The sequence below is a fragment of the Gluconobacter albidus genome, assembly GCF_002005485.1.
GTDB classification, from domain to species: Bacteria; Pseudomonadota; Alphaproteobacteria; order Acetobacterales; family Acetobacteraceae; genus Gluconobacter; species Gluconobacter albidus.
The window spans coordinates 2479201-2496685 of the sequence record NZ_CP014689.1 but is presented as its reverse complement, the minus strand read 5'-3'; the positions used below and the strand labels follow the sequence as shown (position 1 = coordinate 2496685).

The window sequence follows — 17485 nt, the reverse complement described above, 5'->3', positions numbered from 1 at the left end:
GCGCCTGTGGTCCCTGCCCAGAGCGGAAAGGGGCGAAGTCCGGCCTGGCGGCGGGAAGTGGGCATAAAAAAACTCCCCGTGCCGTGGGGCAGGGGAGTTTTTGCGAAAGTCCGGGTCCTGAGGGCAGGGCTCAGAGCATCGGCTGTGCGGCCTTGACGGCTGCGTGACAGGCGGCGCGGCGGTCGTCTTCGTTCGTGTAGGCCACGAGGTAGAAGCGCTTGCCGTTGCTGTCGAAGTAACCGGCGGTGCCGAGCGCATAGTCGAAATTGCCGACCGTCTGTTCGGTTGCCTTGTACTTCTCGCTCAGCCCGTAAAGAACCGGGTTGCCTTCGTCATAGGAGACGTACTGCTGCTCGACGCAGTAGTTCATGATGCCGGCGAGATTGGCGGGCGAAACGCCCGTGAAGTCCTTGCTTGGCGTGCCCTGAACGGCTGGCGGGGGCGGGGGGGACTGTTCCTGTGCCATGGCGGCCTGGGAAGCCAGACCGAGCCCGAGGGCGAGGCCGAGGACGGGCACGATACGACGAAACATCACGGTATCCTTAGTTCTGAAACCCAGTAGGTCTTAAACCTGTCGTCCGCGGTATCCCGCGGCTGAAAACGAACAATTCCTCCGTTTCCCGGAAAAGGGAAGTGTGTTTCAGAACATTTCTTCGTGATCGGTTCGTGAGGATTGTGTCAGCCCGGATTCAATCAGCCGGTCGATTCCAGTTCTTCAGAGCGGACGGAGGGGTCGAGATACGGGCTGTTTGCATCGAAGAAAACGCGGTTCGTGTCCAGCTCCGTGGCGATGACGTCCAGACTGGTCAGGGCAGCGATCAGGATGAAACGCTCGCGGGGGCGGGATTCGGTGCGTTCGCAGGTCCGCAGATTCAGGATCGCGAGTTTCGTTGCCCGCAGGGTGCGGCCGTAATGGCCGTGATAGCGGCCGCTGAAATGGCTCATGCGCCCCATGACGAGGGCGAGCGCCTTTGTGGCGTTCCGGTTGAGCCGTTTATCGCGACGGATGGCCTGAAGACGCAGCAGGTTGAGCATGACGCGCATGCCCGACAGGATTCCCGTCAGATAGGCCTGGATGACGGGCGAGGGGGTTGATCCGGAATTGGTCATGAGCCGGACGAAGCGGTCCACATTGCGCGAGACCACGCTGTCCACCGTCTCCCGGGCGCTGCCGTCCGCGATGCGATGCAGGTCGCGCAGAATGTGCTCGCGCATGGTCCAACGCTGGCGGGCCGGGTCGTAGGGCAGGAAGACGCGGTACATCCACGAGGCGTAGAGCAGCCCCAGAACGAGGGGCAGGGCCGTGTTGAAATAGACGATTTCGTCGGTTTTCGCCTGATTGGACGGGCCGATCAGGATGGGCAGGAACAGGTTGTAGGATACGGCCGGAAGGGTCAGGGGCGGATAGGCAAACGCCAGACCGCCGATCATCATCGCAAGGCCCGACCACATGCCCAGCATCTCGAATGTCGTGGATTTGCCCATCAGGGCCAGATTCAGAATACCCGCCGCGACGACCGCACAACACGCGCCGCGCAGGAACGCCTGCGTGGCCAGCGCGGGGCGCTCCAGCGTGGAGAACAGGCTGCAGACGATGCAGACGAACATGATGAAGGTCAGCCCGCTGGGCCAGGCGGTGCAGATCCAGATGAGACCCGCCCCGAAGACCGTGACGGAAGAGCGCAGGCTGTTTGTGACGGCCTGCTGCCAGTCGCGGTAGGAGCGGATCGGCGCATGAAAATGGTCGTGGGCTTCGGGATGGCGGCTGGCTTCGAACTGGCCCAGCGCCATGCGAAGCGCGTCGATCAGTTCAACGAGGGCCTGCTGGAGCATCCCGTGGCGCAGGACGGCCTCGCGCGCGGCGTCGTTCGGCTGGGCAGTGCTGAAATCGAGGACCACCTTCTGGCGGCACTGACGGCGCAGGGCCAGCAGATCGGCCAGAATGGTGCGCATGTTCTCCGTCCCTTCCAGTCGGGCGGGGAGTTTGAGAAACACGTCCCGGATGGCCTCGGCTTCCTGATGGAACATGTCGTCCTGACTGAGCGGCAGGCGCATGAGGGTCGCGAGATCGAGGGCGCGGGCGAGGAGGACTGCAATATCCGCCAGCGCCGCGCGGGCATGGTCTCCGGCATGATCGCGGCGGCCAAGCTCGACTTCCGCAAACTCCACCTGATCGCCAAGCGTCGTGATCTGGGTGAAGATGCCCTGCACGTTCTGCATCGCTCCGTCCTTGCCGACCAAGATGTCCGCGATGGCGGTCAGGGCGGGTTTGAGCGTGTTTTCGAAGGTGCTGGCGAGCTGTTGGCGTGTCCGCTTGGTCAGGCCAAGCTGGAACAGTCCGGAAATTGAGGCTTCGAGCACGATCCCCAGCAGAATATAGGTGGCGCGCGCCATTGCGATGGAGAAAATATGGTGCGGGTCCGCGATGCCGTCCAGCGAGACGATGGCGTAGGTAAAGCCTGAGGCCCGCATGCCGTGGATGCGGTAGTTCGTCATGGATGCCGGACCGGGCATGAAGGTGCCGATCATGCAGAACGCACCAATCCCGCCCGCCAGCAGGAGAATGAACATCAGCGGCGCCTGCGGAAAGGAGGCGACCAGTACGATCCCGCTGATGACGCCGACCACCATGCCGAAAAGGTGCCACTTGGCCTTCGCGAGGCTGCGTCCGCGCGTGCCCTGCGCGACCATCCAGACGGTCAGGGCGGCCCATTGCGGGCTGCCGAGCTCCATCCACAACGCGATGCCGAGCGCGAGCAGGGAGGTGCAGGTTGTCCGGAGCGCATACCCGGCCATGACCGGATCGGGGGCGTAGAGCCATCGCAGTTTGCGGATGAGTGCGACCGGCCCGGCCTGTATCATGTCTGATAGGTACTGCTGGGTATTTTCGCGGTCTGTGGAAGCATCGGACATCCCTTCGGGCAATACGGACCAGTGAGGCCATCTCGCAACGGCAGCAAAGGTCGCCTGAACGGCCTTTAGGGAACGGGAAGGCGTGACACACTAACTTAAAAAGACACATTCCACCATGTCGGCCCTTGCAAAAAGACCCGAGTTGGGCGATTGCGGACTGCACCCGCGCGCCTGTAGCTCAATTGGTTAGAGCCGGCCGCTCATAACGGCTTGGTTGGGGGTTCGAGTCCCTCCGGGCGCACGGTGTGCCAATCTGATTGCTGCGGAACGTTGTTCCGCTTTTTCCCCGCCCACCCACCGATCGAGGAGACCTCCCATGGCCGCCTACCAGTACGTCTATGTCATGAAGGACCTTACCAAATCCTATCCGGGTGGGCGTGAAGTCTTCAAGGGCATTACCCTGTCCTTCCTGCCGGGTGTGAAGATCGGTGTGCTGGGTGTGAACGGCGCGGGTAAGTCCACGCTGCTCAAGATCATGGCCGGCATCGAGAAGGAATACGGTGGTGAAGCCTGGGCCGCCGAAGGCGCGCGCATCGGCTATCTCGAACAGGAACCCAAGCTCGACGAAAACCTGACGGTCGGTGAGAACGTGGCTCTGGGTTTCGGTGAGCTGAAGAAGGCCGTGGACCGCTTCAACGAGATCTCGATGAAGTTCGCCGAGCCGATGTCCGACGATGAAATGACGGCCCTTCTGGCCGAGCAGGCCGATCTTCAGGAGAAGATCGACGCTGGCGACGGCTGGGAGCTGGATCGCAAGCTCGAAATCGCGCTCGACGCCCTGCGCTGCCCGTCCGCTGACAGCCCGGTGACGAACCTCTCGGGTGGTGAAAAGCGCCGCGTGGCGCTGTGCCGCCTGCTGCTTGAAAAGCCTGAAATCCTGCTGCTCGATGAGCCGACCAACCATCTCGACGCCGAGAGTGTGAGCTGGCTCGAAAAGACGCTGCGTGACTACGCCGGGACTGTCATGGTCATCACCCATGACCGTTACTTCCTCGACAACGTCACCAACTGGATCCTCGAAATCGAGCGTGGCCGTGGCTATCCGTTCGAAGGCAACTACTCGTCCTGGCTGACCCAGAAGCGCAAGCGTCTGGCCCAGGAAGAGAAGGAAGAAAGCTCCCGCCAGCGTGCCCTCGCGGCCGAGCAGGAGTGGATTTCCAGCTCGCCCAAGGCGCGTCAGGCCAAGAGCAAGGCCCGTATCACGAAGTATGAGGAAATGCTGGCCGCCAATGCCGAGCGCGCAGGTGGCACAGCCGATATCGTCATCACGCCGGGCCCGCGTCTGGGTGGCACGGTCATCGAGGCCGAGAACCTTACCAAGGGGTATGGCGATCGTCTGCTGATCGACAATCTCAGCTTCAAGCTGCCGCCGGGCGGCATCGTCGGCGTGATCGGGCCGAACGGCGCGGGTAAATCCACGCTGTTCAAGATGATCACCGGCGACGATAAGCCCGATGGCGGCTCGCTGAAAATCGGCGAGACGGTGAAGCTGGGTTATGTCGACCAGTCCCGCAACACGCTCGATGACAACAAGACGGTCTGGGAAGAAATTTCCGGCGGCACGGACGTCATCCAGCTTGGCAAGCGCATGGTGCCGTCCCGCGCTTATGTGGGCGCGTTCAACTTCAAGGGCTCCGATCAGCAGAAGCGCGTGGGCATCCTGTCCGGTGGTGAGCGCAACCGCGTCCATCTGGCCAAGATGCTCAAGAAAGACAGCAATGTCATTCTGCTCGATGAGCCGACCAACGATCTTGACGTTGATACGCTGCGTGCTCTCGAAGACGCTCTGGCGGAATTCGCCGGCTGCGCCGTGATCATCACCCATGACCGCTGGTTCCTCGACCGTCTGGCCACGCATATCCTCGCGTTCGAGGGAGACAGCCATGTCGAATGGTTCGAGGGGAACTTCCAGGACTACGAAGCAGACAAGCGTCGTCGTCTGGGGCCGGATGCGACCGAGCCTGGCCGCATCAAGTACCGCCCGCTGGCCCGCTGATCCGGCATTCTGCGTTCGGCGGACGGGACTGTCCTGTCCGCTGAGGGGTTCTGCGGTCTGGGGAGAGCTGCGTGCTGGGGCGTGAAATCCGAACCGCCCGGCTTGTCCTGACTCCGGTCAACTGGCCGGACCTTGAAGACATGGTTGCGCTCAAGGGCAATGCCGGGGCGTTTGCCAAAATGCTGGGCGGTGTGCGCAACCGGATCACGACCGAACAGGAAATGGCGGAAGACGTCAGTTTCTGGGCGCGATGCGGTGTGGGGATCTTTGCGATCCGCGAAAATGGCCGTTTTGTCGGCATTACCGGTGTTCACGAGCGCCCTGACGGGCGTGGTCTGGGCCTGAGATTTTCCATTTTTCCATGGGCTGCCGGGCGCGGCATTGCCCGTGAAGCCGCGGCCGCGGCCCTGCGCTATGTGCTGGATACGGGCGAAAAGCGCATCGTGGCCGTGGCCAGGGAAGACAATCTGGCCTCCCGCACGGTTCTGGGCAGTCTGGGACTGCGCCATACGGCGACCTTCGACCGCGATGGCGATACAATGTTTCTCTACGAAATCACGGCGGACTGACAAACCTGCACCGATTTTTCCGGACGGCCAAAGTGGCCGTTGTGTTTTCAGATGCTCCTGCCTATCCATAACAAATCGAAAAGTTTTGTTACAATTGGGGCAGGAGGTTTGTCGTGAGAGTTATGAGTGTCTGCACACGAGGTCTGGGACTTGTCGTCCTGGCTTTTGCGTCTCAGGCCTTTGCCGAGATCTCAAAGCCTGTCGAAAGCGTGGTCAATGGCGTTCATATCATGGACCGGACCATCACGCTTCAGGCGGGTGCGAGCGAGATTGTGGCTCTGCCTTCAAACGTCCAGTCAGCCTCGGCGCCACTTCCGGATATTCTGAGTATCAACCTCGTTTCCCATCAGGTCGCGGAGATCATGGGGCGGCGGGAGGGGCGGACAGACGTCCTGTTTACAGGTCGGGATACGATCTATCGTTATCATGTCACGGTGCAGCACCCCGTGCACTGAGCCGCACCGGCAGGACCGGCCCGTGTCGGGCACAGTCCTGCCTGATGTCTTACTTGTGGGCTGAGAGCTGCCGTTCGAGGGCGGCGTTCAGGGCGTCGACGTCGCCGTTGTGGCGCGCGAGATAGGAGCTGTAATCGCCGCGCTGGTTCATGCGCAGGCTGGCACCTTCGCCATACATGTCCATGACTTTGGGCGGGTTGCCGCCGATGATCAGCTGCATGTTCACTTCCGGCTGGCCCGGACGGTCGATCAGCGCATTGACGCGTTCGCCTTCGGGCGTGCTTGTCGTGGATGTGACGCGGAAGCTCACGCCCTGATAGCTGCCGATCTGGTCCGTGATGGTGTTGACCAGAACCTGATCAAACAGGGAGAGGTACTTGTCACGCTGGGCCGGGGTCGCGGTGCGCCAGTATTTGCCGAGGCAGTAGCGGCCGATCCCGGCAATGTCGACATTCTCCTTGAGCAGCGGGAGAACTTCTTTCTTCTTCTGCTCAAGCGGTTCGCTGGAGTTGACCACGCCTGCCAGACGGCCCCCGAAAGAGTTGACGAAGTCCGTCGCCGGGTTGGCGTGGGCGGCTCCGGTGGCGACGGCGAGGGAGACAACGGCCCCAAGAACAGTGCGGCGCGAAAATACGTTGAACATGTCGTTGTCCTCAGTTGTACCAGTCGGGGGTGGTTGCGCGGTCGTCGTTCTTGATCGTGTCGATCTGGCTCTGGCGGTTCTGCTGCCATGCACTCCGGATATAGGAGTACGGGTCCAGACTGTCCTGTTCGACATGGTCGATCTGGTCGATGGAGCTGGCATAGCCCTCCATGGTCCCGGCCACGTTGTAAGCCCAGTTGAAGGTTAGCAGATCATAGCCGCGGGGCACATAGTTGATCGGCGTCAGGCCCTGGCCGATGCCGTAACCTGCGCCATCGCGGAAATTGGACGGGCCGACGAACGGGATGAACAGGTAGGGCCCGCTCGCCACGCCCCAGGTGCCCATCGTCAGGCCCGGATCGGTTTCATGCTGGTTGTAGCCGACCAGTCCTGCGACGTCGAAGAAACCGCCAACGCCTGCGCTCATGTTGATCGCAAAGCGCATGAAGGCGTCGCCCGCGCGGCGCGGCTTGCCTGCACCAACGTCGGAAAAGAAGACCGCGGGCTCGCGCCATGTCTCGTTGATGTTCGCAATGGAGTGACGCACGGGCCTGGGAATGGCCCAGATCCACGCCTTGCCGACCGGACGCAGGACCTTGTGATAGGCCCACATCTGGACGTTGTACATCTTGCGGTTCAGGGGCTCGTAGGGGTCGTTTGCGGCCTTGTAATCCGCAAGATCGTCCGGATCCGTCGGGGGCGGGTTGCGCAGTGAGCCACAGGCGCCCAGTGCCAGCAGGGCGAGCGTACCTGCGAGAGCCCTGCTGCGACGTGACACACGACGTGAGCGCGTCTCCCGGATTGCGTTGTCGTCCTGCCGAAAGTCCATAACCATCCCCAAAATACCCTTCCCGGCCCAGTGCTCACGAAGAAGTCACCGGAAAACGGAAATTTTCGTAATCCGTTCCCTGAAGGACTCCATGAACCCCGATCGGCCACGCGCCATCCGTCGCGGAAAACTGCGGAGGGGCGTAGTCATAACGTATCCTCCGATAGCGTGCATCCCTGTATGTCTGCAAATGCTGCTCGTTTGAAGAGGCCAGATGCTTTAACGATCCAGATGCTTCGCGGCTGCTTTCAGGGCTTTGACCCTTCGGGATTTTTGGGATCAGTGTGGCCTCAACTCAACACCCGGGAGGTTTTCAATGTCCAGATTCTTCGGTTCGAAGGGTGCGTTTCTCGCGACTGTCGGGGCTCTGGCCCTGAGTGCCGGTGTGGCGCAGGCACACCCCACCGTGGCCAATCAGCCCTGGGGCAGCACGCCGGATGGCAAGCCCGTGCGGATCGTGACCCTCAAGAACGGTCTCGGCACGACGGCCCGCATCATCACCTACGGCGGCATCATCCAGTCCGTCGAGACGCCGGATCGCGAAGGGCATGTTCAGGACGTGGTTCTCGGGTTCGACAATCTGAAGGGCTATACGGTCGACAGCGCGAAGGGTGGTCTGTTCTTCGGCGCCATCATCGGTCGTTACGCCAACCGTCTCGCTGGCGGCAGCTTTCCCGTGGACGGCAAGATCTATCATACGGATGTGACGGCGCCTCCGAATGCCCTGCACGGTGGCAAGAAGGGCTTCGACAAGAACGTCTGGACGATCGAGAAGACCGGCACCAACTCCAGTGGCGCGTATGTGACGCTCAAGCTCGTCAGCCCCGATGGCGATCAGGGCTTCCCCGGTACGCTGACGACGCATGTGACCTACACGCTGGGCACTGACAACGCCCTGTCGCTGCATTATGTCGCCACGACCGATGCACCGACGGTTCTGAACCTGACGAACCACAGCTACTGGAATCTGAACGGTGAGGGCTCGGGCTCCATCGAGCCGGAAATCCTTCAGATTAACGCCGATGGCTTCACGCCGACCGACGCGACATCTATCCCGACCGGCCAGATCGCGCCTGTTGCCGGGACGCCGCTTGATTTCAGCAAGCCGACCGTCATTGGCGACCGTCTGCGCAGCAACGACCAGCAGATGATGTATGCGCGTGGCTATGACATGAACTGGGTCGTCAACGGGCCATCTGGCCAGGCGCCGCGTCTGGCGGGCAAGGTCTATGATCCGCGTTCGGGCCGCAGCATGGAAATCCTGACGAACCAGCCGGGGCTGCAGGTCTATACGTCCAACTCGCTGGATGGCGGTTATGCCGGGGTGTCCGGTCATGCCTATCGTCAGGGCGACGCGATTGCGTTCGAGGCCGAGCATTATCCCGACAGTCCGAACCACCCGTCTTTCCCGACGACTGAACTCAAGCCGGGCCAGACGTTCGATTACACGACGACGTTCAAGTTCTCGAACAAGTAAAAAACATCAGGGTCCGGGGCGCAGGCTCCGGACCCTGATTTTTCTTTAAGCCCGGCTTTCAGGCGGGCCGCGGCGTGGTGCCCACGATCCGCGCCGGGTTGCCGACTGCCGTGGAATACGCCGGGATGTCTTCCAGCACGACCGAGGCCGCGCCAATCCGGGCATATTCCCCGATGACGAGGCGCCCGAGAATGCGTGCGCCTGCGCCAATCATGGCGCCGCGACGCACGATTGGGTGACGGTTGCCGCTCAGCTTGCCCGTGCCGCCCAGCGTGACGTCCTGAAACAGCGACACATCGTCTTCGACGATGCAGGTCTCGCCGATGACGATCCCCGTTCCGTGGTCGATGCTCAGCCGGCGCCCGAGACGGGCCGCGGGGTGAATGTCGATGGCAAAGAGCTCGTTGATCCGGCTCTGGAAATGATGGGCCAGATGCTGGCGGCCCTTCGTCCAGAGATGATGCGAGATCCGGTAGGCCTGAAGCGCCTGCCATCCCTTGAAGAACAGGAAGGGCGTGACGAGGTCCGGGCAGGCCGGATCGCGGTCATAGGTCGCGAGAATATCGGCGGCTGCCGCTTCGGCGATGTCGGGGTCGGCGCTCAGGATCGAGGCGACGAGACGGGTGATCGTCGTGGCCGGGATGGAGCGGTCCGCAAGTTTCGTGCCCAGCAGGGAGGCCAGGGCGGACGCAAAATCCGGATGGTCTCCGATATTGGTGGAAAACACATCCTGGATCAGCGGATCGTGGCAACTGCACGCCTGGGACTGCATATCCTGCCAGAAGGCCGTGAGGTCCGATGTTCTCTCGGGTGGGGTTTCTGTAGCGGCCTGCGTCATACGCCCATGGCCTTTCTGACGAAGGCCCGGCGCAGGGCGGGGAAGCGCTGAACGCCCGCGATGCCCATATCGCGCAGACGGCGCAGGACGGGGTTGTCGTTGCCGAACAGGCGTTCGAGTGCGTCCGTGGCGGCCAGCATTGCCATATTGCCGGGGCGGGTGTTGCGCTGATAGCGGACGAGAAGGTCGCGGCTTCCCATGTCCTTGCGATTGCGATGCGCCTCGATCAGCAGCTCCGCGAGCGAGATCACGTCCCGGAAGCCGATGTTCAGGCCTTGCCCTGCGATCGGATGGATGCCGTGTGCAGCGTCACCGGCCAGAGCAAGGCGGGGGCCGATATAGCTGTGGGCGTACTGTGCCGAGAGCGGATAGATCCAGCGACGACCGGTCGGGGTAATCTCCCCCAGATCTTCGTCTGCCATACGGGCCTTGATTTCACGGGCGAAAATCTCGTCCGGCAGGTCATGGAAGCGCTGGGCGCGGCCTTCGCCTTCGGCCCAGACGATGGCGGAGCGGTGCGGGTGTTCAGCGGTGCCGGGCATCGGCAGGCGTGCGAACGGACCTTCCGGCAGGAAATGTTCAAGCGCCACGCCATGATGCGGCTTTTCATGCGCGATTGTCGCGACGATGCCGTATTCATTATAAGGGATTTTCGTCAGGCCGATCCGTGCCTGACGGCGAAGCGGAGAACGACGTCCTTCCGCTGCTACGGCCAGTTTCGCCGTTACGGTTCTGCCTGAGGCCAGACGGATGGAGACATGATCCGGGTGGAACGTGAAGGTTCCCAGATCCGGCGCATGCACATCAAGGCTGTCATACTGCTTCAGCGTCTGGTTGATCGCCAGACGGAGGTCCCGCGCTTCGACCATCCAGCCGAAGCTCTGGCCTTCGGGGGCGTCTTCCGGGCCGAAATGCAGCGTCAGCGGGGAGGGGGCCTCATGCGGGCGTCCGTCCGCCACGCGGATTTCGTGGATCGGCTGCGCCACGTTGGGCAGATTGTCCCAGATGCCTGCGTCTGCGAGCATCCTGCGGGAGCCTTCCGCGATGGCATAGGCCCGCCCGTCCAGGGCGGGATCTTCCATGCCGGGCAGGGCGTTGCGGTCGATGAGCAGGACGCGCACGCCCTCTGCCGCCAGACGACACGCCAGCGTAGCGCCCACAGGGCCGGCGCCGTTGATGCAGAGGTCGTAATGGGTTTTTTTCATCGTACTCATCTCCCTGCCCCTGTCCTACTCCTGCGATGGATCGAGCGGAAGGGGGCGCTTTTCTTATGGAGGGCAGCGGGCGAGGCTCATCTGAAGCAGCGTGAAGGCGGCCTGGTGGAAACTGCGTTCGGGATGTTCCCGGCAGTACCGGATGAGAAAGGCCTGATCCTCGCGCACCACTTCGGGCGTCAGATTAAATGGCATCACGCTTTTTCCGTCCTGGTGGCGGCCGGCGAAGTGGCGTTCGTCATGCTTGCTGGATAACGTCGAACCACTCTTCCGGCAGCAGGGGGCGCGTAATCTCGATAATGTACCGCATACGGCCCTTCCTGAATTTCTTAACTATAGCGTTAAAGACGAACTGAAAACGGAGCTGTGCGCCACAGTCAAGCCGTCTTCTTTACGTGAAAAATAGGTGTCGCGGTCCTCTGAGGGCCGTTTCTGTGCTTTCATGGAAGGGAATTCGACAGGAACGGCCCCTGATGATTTCACTCTAGGTACGCGATTCGGGAACGATCTGCGGCCGATGATGTTGTCTTGCGGAAAGCCGCTCCAAGACAGCAAGAAGATAAGGAACCGCAGAACGCATGATTGAAAACTCTTACGTCAGGTCCATCAGGCGGCTCGGACATCTGCTGGACTGGCTTCCGTCTCCGCTGGGTTCGATTCTGGTTCTGGTGTTCGCAGCGGGTATTGCGCTTCTGTCCAGCCGTATCATTACGGATGCTCTCCCGCGTCTGCCGGGGCTGCGCCGTATCCAGTTCATTCATGCCATTATCGCGCGGCTGCGGGCGCCCATCCGCAATTTTCTGATGATCATTGCCGCCAGTGCGGCTCTTCAGGCCACGGTCGGCTTTACGGATGCGACGACGTCGTTTCTGGAACAGGTTTTCATCTGCCTGTTCATTCTCAATCTTGGTTTCGGCATCATCCGGACGTTCCGCCTGCTGACGGATCAGTACCTGACGCGGATCAGTGCGAAGGAACATGCGGATGACATTACCGTCCGGTCCCATCAGACGCAGATCCGCGTCCTGCGCCGTCTGATCGAGATCTCGTTCGGTGTGCTGACGGTCGCATCCTCGCTGATGGTGTTCCACTCGGTCCAGAAATTCGGTGTGTCGCTGTTTGCGTCTGCTGGTGCGGCATCGCTGATCGTCGGTCTGTCAGCCCGTCCGGCCCTGACGAACCTGATCGCGGGCATCCAGATCGCCGTGACCCAGCCCATCCGCATGGAAGACATGCTGATCCTGAACGGGGACTGGGCGTGGGTTGAGGAAATCAACGCCACCTATGTTGTTCTGCGGACCTGGGATCGCCGCCGGTATATCGTGCCGATCTCGTACTTCCTGGAGAATCCGTTCCAGAACTGGACGCACAGCTCACCATCCCTGATTGCCTCGCTGTTCCTGTGGCTCGATTACCAGACGCCGGTGGACCGCCTGCGGGAGATGTATTTCGAGGAACTGGCCAAGTGCCCGGACTGGGATCAGGACAAGACCTCCATCGGCTGTCAGATCGCGGACAGCAACGCGCAGGTCATGTCCATCCGTCTGATTGCCGGTGCGCCTGATGCGAATTCCATGTGGGATCTGGCCTGCGACATCCGCGAGCGCATGCTGCGCCGGCTGCGTCTTGAAATGCCGGAATGTCTGCCGCGTGGACGCACGGCCATCGTCCCCGGCGCGCCCGAGCAGAACGCATGGCCGGATGCTTTGGTCGCCCCGCCCGTCAACCGGCCGCAGGATGGCCCTTATCGCGGCCCGGATATGCCGGCGTCCCCTCCTGCTGCAACGCCCGGACGCCCCTGAGGCGGAGTATTTGGGCAACAGCGTCTCTTATTCATGGGAATTTCACCGGAAACGGCATGATCGGGCTGCCAATATCATTATGAGACTGGCATGATCTGGGGCATACTCTGATACAGATTACCCGATCGCAACGAGGATATGCCGTTCGTGAAGCTCGTTACTGCCATCATCAAACCCTTCAAGCTTGATGACGTCCGCGAAGCCCTGACCCCGCTGGGGGTTCAGGGTCTGACAGTTACCGAAGTCAAGGGTTTCGGTCGCCAGAAAGGCCAGACCGAAATCTATCGTGGCGCCGAGTATCACGTCAGCTTCCTTCCCAAGCTCAAGATCGAGGTCGCCGTTTCCAACGCGATCGTCGAGGATGTGATCGAGGCCATCATGACCGCAGCCCGCACCGGCAAGATCGGTGACGGCAAGATCATGGTCTCCAGCCTCGACCAGCTCATCCGTATTCGCACGGGAGAAACCGGCGAGGGCGCGCTCTGATGCGCGCGCCGATTGATACGGGCGATACGGCCTGGATGCTCGTCAGCACGGCTTTCGTGCTGATGATGACCATTCCCGGTCTTGCGCTTTTCTATGGCGGCATGGTCCGCAAGAAGAACGTGCTGGCGACGCTGATCCAGTCCTTCATGATCTGCTGCATTGCCAGCCTCGTCTGGATGGTCGCAGGTTACAGCCTTGCGTTCTCGACTGGCTCGCCATGGATCGGGGATCTGTCGCGCGTCATGCTGCATGGCGTGGCGGACAATTTCCGTGCGGGTGTCGATTCCGCCTTCACGCTCGGCGCCGGAACCCCTGCCGCCGTGACGATGACCATTCCCGAGAGCGTCTTCATGATGTTCCAGATGACGTTCGCCGTCATCACCCCGGCTCTCATCACAGGCGCCTATGCGGATCGCATGAAGTTCTCCGCGATGTGTCTGTTCAGCATTGCCTGGCTTCTGCTGGTCTATGCCCCGGTCGCGCACTGGGTCTGGAGCCCGACGGGCTGGGTCGCCGGGCTTGGCGCGGTGGATTTTGCGGGCGGGACGGTCGTGCATATCAATTCCGGTGTGGCCGGTCTGGTCTGTGCCATCATTCTCGGCCGTCGCAAGGGGCTGGGCCATGAAGACTTTTCTCCCTTTAACCTGACCTACGCCATTATCGGCGCGTCCCTGCTCTGGGTGGGCTGGTTCGGCTTCAATGCCGGGTCTGCTCTGGGCGCCAATGGCCGCGCGGGCATGGCGATGCTGACGACGCAGGTCGCCGCCGCTGCGGGCGGTGTGGCCTGGATGGTCGTGGAATGGGCCCGCACCGGCAAGCCGACGGCTCTGGGCATCATTTCGGGCGCGGTGGCCGGTCTGGTCGCCATCACCCCTGCGGCGGGGTTCGTGCTGCCGGGAAGCGCGGTTGTCATCGGCCTGATTGCCGGGGCGGGATGCTTCTGGAGCGCTACATGGCTCAAGCATCGTTTCGGCTACGATGACAGCCTCGATGCGTTCGGCGTTCATGGAACGGGCGGCATCATCGGCGCCATTCTGACCGGCGCGTTCGCCTATGGTCCGCTCTCGGCCACGGCCTCCAATCCGGAAGGAACGGTTGCCAGTGTTCATCAGGTCATCGCGCAGGTCGAGGCTGTCGGTGTGACGGTTGTCTGGTGTGTTATCATGACGACCGTGATCCTGAAGGTTCTGGATCTGGCGATGGGCCTGCGGGTGTCGCCGGACGAGGAACGTGAAGGTCTCGACATGGTTCTGCACGGTGAGCGCATCAACTGATCGCGCTTGTCGGGCGTTCAAGCTGCGGGGGGCTGTCATCTCCCGCCGATTTCAGAATGAAGGTTCTTTCTGCATGACGTTTACAAAAGCCTTTTCCGGCCTCTCCCTCGCAGCCCTGCTGGCCGCTGGTCTGAGCGTTGCGCCTGCCCATGCCCTGACTGCCAAGGAATGCCACGCCGCGTTCAAGACGGCCAAGCAGAACGGCTCCCTGAACGGGCAGTCCTACAAGGCGTTCAAGGCCGCTTCCTGTGGCGATACGGCCAAGGCCGCCGCCCCGGCTGCTTCATCGGCCACCACGCCTGCGGCTGCTGCCCCGACAACGACGGCTCCCGCCGCACCGGCAAGCGCTGCGCCTGCAGACTCGTCTCCGGCCGGTACGAAAGCCCCGATCGCCCTCAAGACGTCTACGGCGTCATCGGGCAATGTCGTGTTCCCTACTGCTATTTCCCCGGAATTCAGCAAGCTCTCCGCTGGCCGCGCCCGCCAGAAGACCTGCGTTGCCCAGTACAACGCCAACAAGGCAAATGGCGGCAACGGTTCCCTGAAATGGATCCAGAAGGGCGGCGGCTACTGGTCGCAGTGCAATTCCCGCCTCAAGGGTGAATAAATCCCGTTTTTTCGAAAAGGCTCCTTCCTTCGGGAAGGGGCTTTTTTCTGAGCCAGTTTTCACAATATTCAAATTTATTGGCCTGTTTTGCTCTGCCCTTACTTTGAAAAGCAGCATGACAACGGCTGGATCAGGCGCCTTCCTCGCACAAGAAGACATCAAAGATAAAGCGTACGATATTTATCGGGGTATATGGGCTCTTGGAGTTGGTATATTAGGTCAGGACTGGGATATCGAAGGCGATAATCTTGTCGAATGCCTCGCCTCATTTTGCAGCCATTACCGACCCGACAGAAAAATCCTTGTTGATAATGCCCGGATCTGGCTGACATGGGATGATGTCACGCTGGAGCGCTGGACCGAGGCCGCGATTTTATATGATTTCCGGCGTGAGGAAGAACCGGGGGATTATCCGACGGCCCGCGCTTTCTGGCTCGCTGTTGTGACGTATGTTGAGCGCAGCATTCGCGAATATCCGGACAAAATCGCCTAGTCCCCTGTGTCTTATCGAAAGAAAAGCTGCCCGCTGGCGTAGGACAGCCAGATTTCGTGGTGGGCGAACCAGTCCGAGCCCAGCAGCATGTCGGCCTGATCGTGGACCGGCGCGACGGTCAGGACGGGGTGGTTCCAGAGGGTGTTTCCGAGTTCAAAGCGTTTGAAATGGTGCCAGTGATACGGGCGCTCGCGCAGATCCACGCCCGAGGTCATGCCGCCTGGATCGAGGGCAAGCTGGTCGTCTGTCAGGCCGAGGCGGTGGGCGAAATCCGTGCTGACGATATGCGAGCGCGCGCCACTGTCCAGAAGGGCCGTACCGCTTAGCCCGTCCAGCGTGAAAGGCACTGTCAGGCGGCCTGAGATCCGGTGCATGGGCATCGTCGTCCAGTGGCCCGTCCATGCGGGCGGAGGCTGGCATGCGTGGGAGGCCAGGCGGACGCGCCATAATGTCAGGCGCTGGTGGGGGACGTCGAATTCCAGATCGTAATCCGCCAGCACATCCGCACCGAGCAGCCCGAAAACGGGCGGCGTGATCATGGGAGAACCTGGCAGAACGCCGACGGCCATCGTTCCGGCCCCAAGCGCGAGTTCTCCCGAATGAGGCGTGCCGAGCCGGAGGTCCTGTATCCGAATGTTCGGCACGACGCGCGGGGCGCCGTTCGGGCCCTGCATCATGGTGCGGTGTTCGGGGTCGGGCGGCAGGTGAAAGGCCGCGACGCCGCCCGGCGTCATGAGGCTGCCTTCGGATCCCGTATCGACGATCATCGAGGCATTGTGGCTGTTCACCGTCACCGGGACGCTCAGATAGCCGCCATCATCGCGCAGTGGCAGCACGACGGCGCGGCTCATCTCGCAGACCGGGGCCGCAGGGGCGGTCGCCATACAAAGGCCCAGAATCAGAACGGCGGACAGGAGGCGTTTCATCAGCCCTGATCCGCGCGGGGATGGGCCTTGCGCCAGACATCCAGCAGGTGTTTTTCGTCCGCCAGCGTATAGGCCTGCGTGGTTGAGAGGCTGGCGTGGCCCATGAGTTCCTGAATGGTGCGCAGGTCTGCCCCGCCTTCCATCAGATGCGTTGCGAAGGAATGGCGCAGCGCATGGGGCGTTGCGGAATCGGGCAGGCCTTCGCCTTTGCGCCAGTTTCGCATGGCGCGCTGGGCGACGCCGGGATTGAGGCGGCCACCTCGCACGCCGCAGAACAGGGGCGCATCGGGCGCGGGGGAAGGATGGGCCGCTTTCCAGCTTTCCAGCGCCTCGATAACCGCCGGAAGCAGGGGTACGAGCCGTTCCTTGCCACCTTTGCCAACCACGCGAAGCATGTTCTGCCCTGCATTCGTCAGGTCCCGGATGTCGAGCGAGAGCGCCTCGCCAATCCGCAGTCCTGTGCCGTAAAGCAGGGTGAACAGTGCCCGGTCCCGCAGGGCGGCCTGACTGGTTTCGGCGTCATCGGAAATGCCATCGGCCGCGGCAAGGGCCGCTTCCTGCCCCAGAGGGCGGGGCAGGCGCTTTTTCATGCGCGGCGTGGCGAGCAATGACGGTGCGGGATTGGACAGATCATGCCGCAGGGCCAGATAGCGGAAGAACGAGCGCAGGGCCGAGACATGCCGTGCCCGGGAGCGTGCGCGCGAGTCGGCGCTGGTGGCGCGACGGGTTGGTTTTTCGCTGCGGGCGGTTTCATGGGCGAGCCAGGCGCGCAGGTCGGCAAGGGACAGCTTTCCCAGATCGGCCAGCGTGACTTCCTCGCCCAGATGCTGCTGGAAAAACGTCAGCGCCAGCAGGATGTCGTGGCGATACGCCTCGACCGTGCGCGGGCTGGAACGCTTTTCATGCGTCAGCCATTCGGTCCAGTCGCGCAGGGCATCGAGCGCCATCAGGGATGCGGTCATG

18 protein-coding genes and 1 tRNA gene are annotated in these 17485 nt (G+C 61.9%); 10 read left to right on the top strand and 9 right to left on the bottom strand.

The features are described 5' to 3' along the window. Positions 1-130: 130 nt before the first annotated feature. Together adhS and A0U94_RS11375 are read right to left on the bottom strand one after the other, a co-directional pair. On the bottom strand, positions 131-532 hold the full coding sequence (adhS, locus tag A0U94_RS11380) for an alcohol dehydrogenase subunit III (RefSeq protein ID WP_062030014.1): 402 nt from the start codon (positions 530-532) through the stop codon (positions 131-133). Between the two features lie 161 nt (positions 533-693). Continuing rightward, the gene (locus tag A0U94_RS11375) at positions 694-2913 is read right to left on the bottom strand and encodes an FUSC family protein (RefSeq protein ID WP_244178000.1); all 2220 of its coding nucleotides are present in this window, start codon (positions 2911-2913) and stop codon (positions 694-696) included. A gap of 167 nt (positions 2914-3080) precedes the next feature. Between A0U94_RS11375 and A0U94_RS11370 the strand changes: the two genes are divergently transcribed. The 4 genes from A0U94_RS11370 (at position 3081) to A0U94_RS11355 (ending at position 5933) form a co-directional block, all read left to right on the top strand. Next, positions 3081-3154 (top strand) — tRNA-Ile (locus A0U94_RS11370). Positions 3155-3229: 75 nt separating this feature from the next. Beyond that, positions 3230-4909, top strand: a complete 1680-nt coding sequence (gene ettA, locus A0U94_RS11365) for an energy-dependent translational throttle protein EttA (protein ID WP_077803429.1) — start codon at positions 3230-3232, stop codon at positions 4907-4909. Positions 4910-4980: 71 nt separating this feature from the next. Continuing rightward, positions 4981-5478 carry a GNAT family N-acetyltransferase gene (locus tag A0U94_RS11360; protein ID WP_062108019.1) on the top strand — a complete coding sequence of 166 codons (498 nt, stop codon included), beginning with the start codon at positions 4981-4983 and terminating at the stop codon, positions 5476-5478. A gap of 122 nt (positions 5479-5600) precedes the next feature. Next, positions 5601-5933, top strand: coding sequence for a pilus assembly protein N-terminal domain-containing protein (locus A0U94_RS11355; protein WP_077803428.1), 333 nt, complete (start codon positions 5601-5603; stop codon positions 5931-5933). Between the two features lie 49 nt (positions 5934-5982). Here A0U94_RS11355 and A0U94_RS11350 read toward each other — a convergent pair whose 3' ends face one another. Beyond that, entirely contained in the window at positions 5983-6576 is a 594-nt protein-coding gene (locus A0U94_RS11350) for an MlaC/ttg2D family ABC transporter substrate-binding protein (protein ID WP_062108023.1), read from the bottom strand. Between the two features lie 10 nt (positions 6577-6586). Continuing rightward, entirely contained in the window at positions 6587-7405 is an 819-nt protein-coding gene (locus tag A0U94_RS11345) for an MlaA family lipoprotein (protein ID WP_062030023.1), read from the bottom strand. Positions 7406-7721: 316 nt separating this feature from the next. Here A0U94_RS11345 and A0U94_RS11340 point away from each other — a divergent pair, with 316 nt between their 5' ends. Next, entirely contained in the window at positions 7722-8882 is a 1161-nt protein-coding gene (locus A0U94_RS11340) for an aldose epimerase family protein (protein ID WP_062108025.1), read from the top strand. Positions 8883-8940: 58 nt separating this feature from the next. On the opposite strand, the gene cysE is transcribed toward A0U94_RS11340, so the two are convergent. The 3 genes from cysE to A0U94_RS15945 are packed head-to-tail and all read right to left on the bottom strand — an operon-like array spanning position 8941 to position 11129. Continuing rightward, positions 8941-9720 (bottom strand): serine O-acetyltransferase, encoded by a 780-nt coding sequence (gene cysE, locus A0U94_RS11335; protein ID WP_062030027.1) that lies wholly within the window; start codon positions 9718-9720, stop codon positions 8941-8943. Next, positions 9717-10934 carry a UbiH/UbiF/VisC/COQ6 family ubiquinone biosynthesis hydroxylase gene (locus A0U94_RS11330; RefSeq protein WP_077803427.1) on the bottom strand — a complete coding sequence of 406 codons (1218 nt, stop codon included), beginning with the start codon at positions 10932-10934 and terminating at the stop codon, positions 9717-9719. The genes cysE and A0U94_RS11330 overlap by 4 nt, the downstream gene beginning before the upstream one ends. Positions 10935-10988: 54 nt before the next feature. Continuing rightward, entirely contained in the window at positions 10989-11129 is a 141-nt protein-coding gene (locus tag A0U94_RS15945) for a hypothetical protein (RefSeq protein WP_167369382.1), read from the bottom strand. 383 nt (positions 11130-11512) lie between these two features. Between A0U94_RS15945 and A0U94_RS11320 the strand changes: the two genes are divergently transcribed. The 5 genes from A0U94_RS11320 (at position 11513) to A0U94_RS11300 (ending at position 15596) form a co-directional block, all read left to right on the top strand. Further along, on the top strand, positions 11513-12736 hold the full coding sequence (locus tag A0U94_RS11320; RefSeq protein WP_077803425.1) for a mechanosensitive ion channel family protein: 1224 nt from the start codon (positions 11513-11515) through the stop codon (positions 12734-12736). 147 nt (positions 12737-12883) lie between these two features. Next, a complete protein-coding gene (locus tag A0U94_RS11315; RefSeq protein WP_174694216.1) occupies positions 12884-13222 on the top strand; it encodes a P-II family nitrogen regulator in 339 nt (112 codons plus the stop codon). Further along, complete coding sequence (locus A0U94_RS11310) at positions 13222-14496, top strand: ammonium transporter (RefSeq protein ID WP_062030039.1); 1275 nt, start codon at positions 13222-13224, stop codon at positions 14494-14496. Before A0U94_RS11315 ends, A0U94_RS11310 begins: the two co-directional genes overlap by 1 nt. Before the next feature lie 73 nt (positions 14497-14569). Further along, a complete protein-coding gene (locus tag A0U94_RS11305) occupies positions 14570-15103 on the top strand; it encodes a hypothetical protein (protein WP_077803424.1) in 534 nt (177 codons plus the stop codon). Positions 15104-15218: 115 nt separating this feature from the next. Next, complete coding sequence (locus A0U94_RS11300) at positions 15219-15596, top strand: hypothetical protein (RefSeq protein WP_077803423.1); 378 nt, start codon at positions 15219-15221, stop codon at positions 15594-15596. An 11-nt stretch (positions 15597-15607) separates the two neighbouring features. On the opposite strand, the gene A0U94_RS11295 is transcribed toward A0U94_RS11300, so the two are convergent. Together A0U94_RS11295 and A0U94_RS11290 are read right to left on the bottom strand one after the other, a co-directional pair. Next, positions 15608-16522: a retroviral-like aspartic protease family protein gene (locus tag A0U94_RS11295; protein WP_077803422.1), complete on the bottom strand. Its 915-nt coding sequence runs from the start codon at positions 16520-16522 to the stop codon at positions 15608-15610. Next, entirely contained in the window at positions 16522-17472 is a 951-nt protein-coding gene (locus tag A0U94_RS11290) for a tyrosine recombinase XerC (protein WP_077803951.1), read from the bottom strand. The genes A0U94_RS11295 and A0U94_RS11290 overlap by 1 nt, the downstream gene beginning before the upstream one ends. Between the last annotated feature and the right edge of the window lie 13 nt (positions 17473-17485).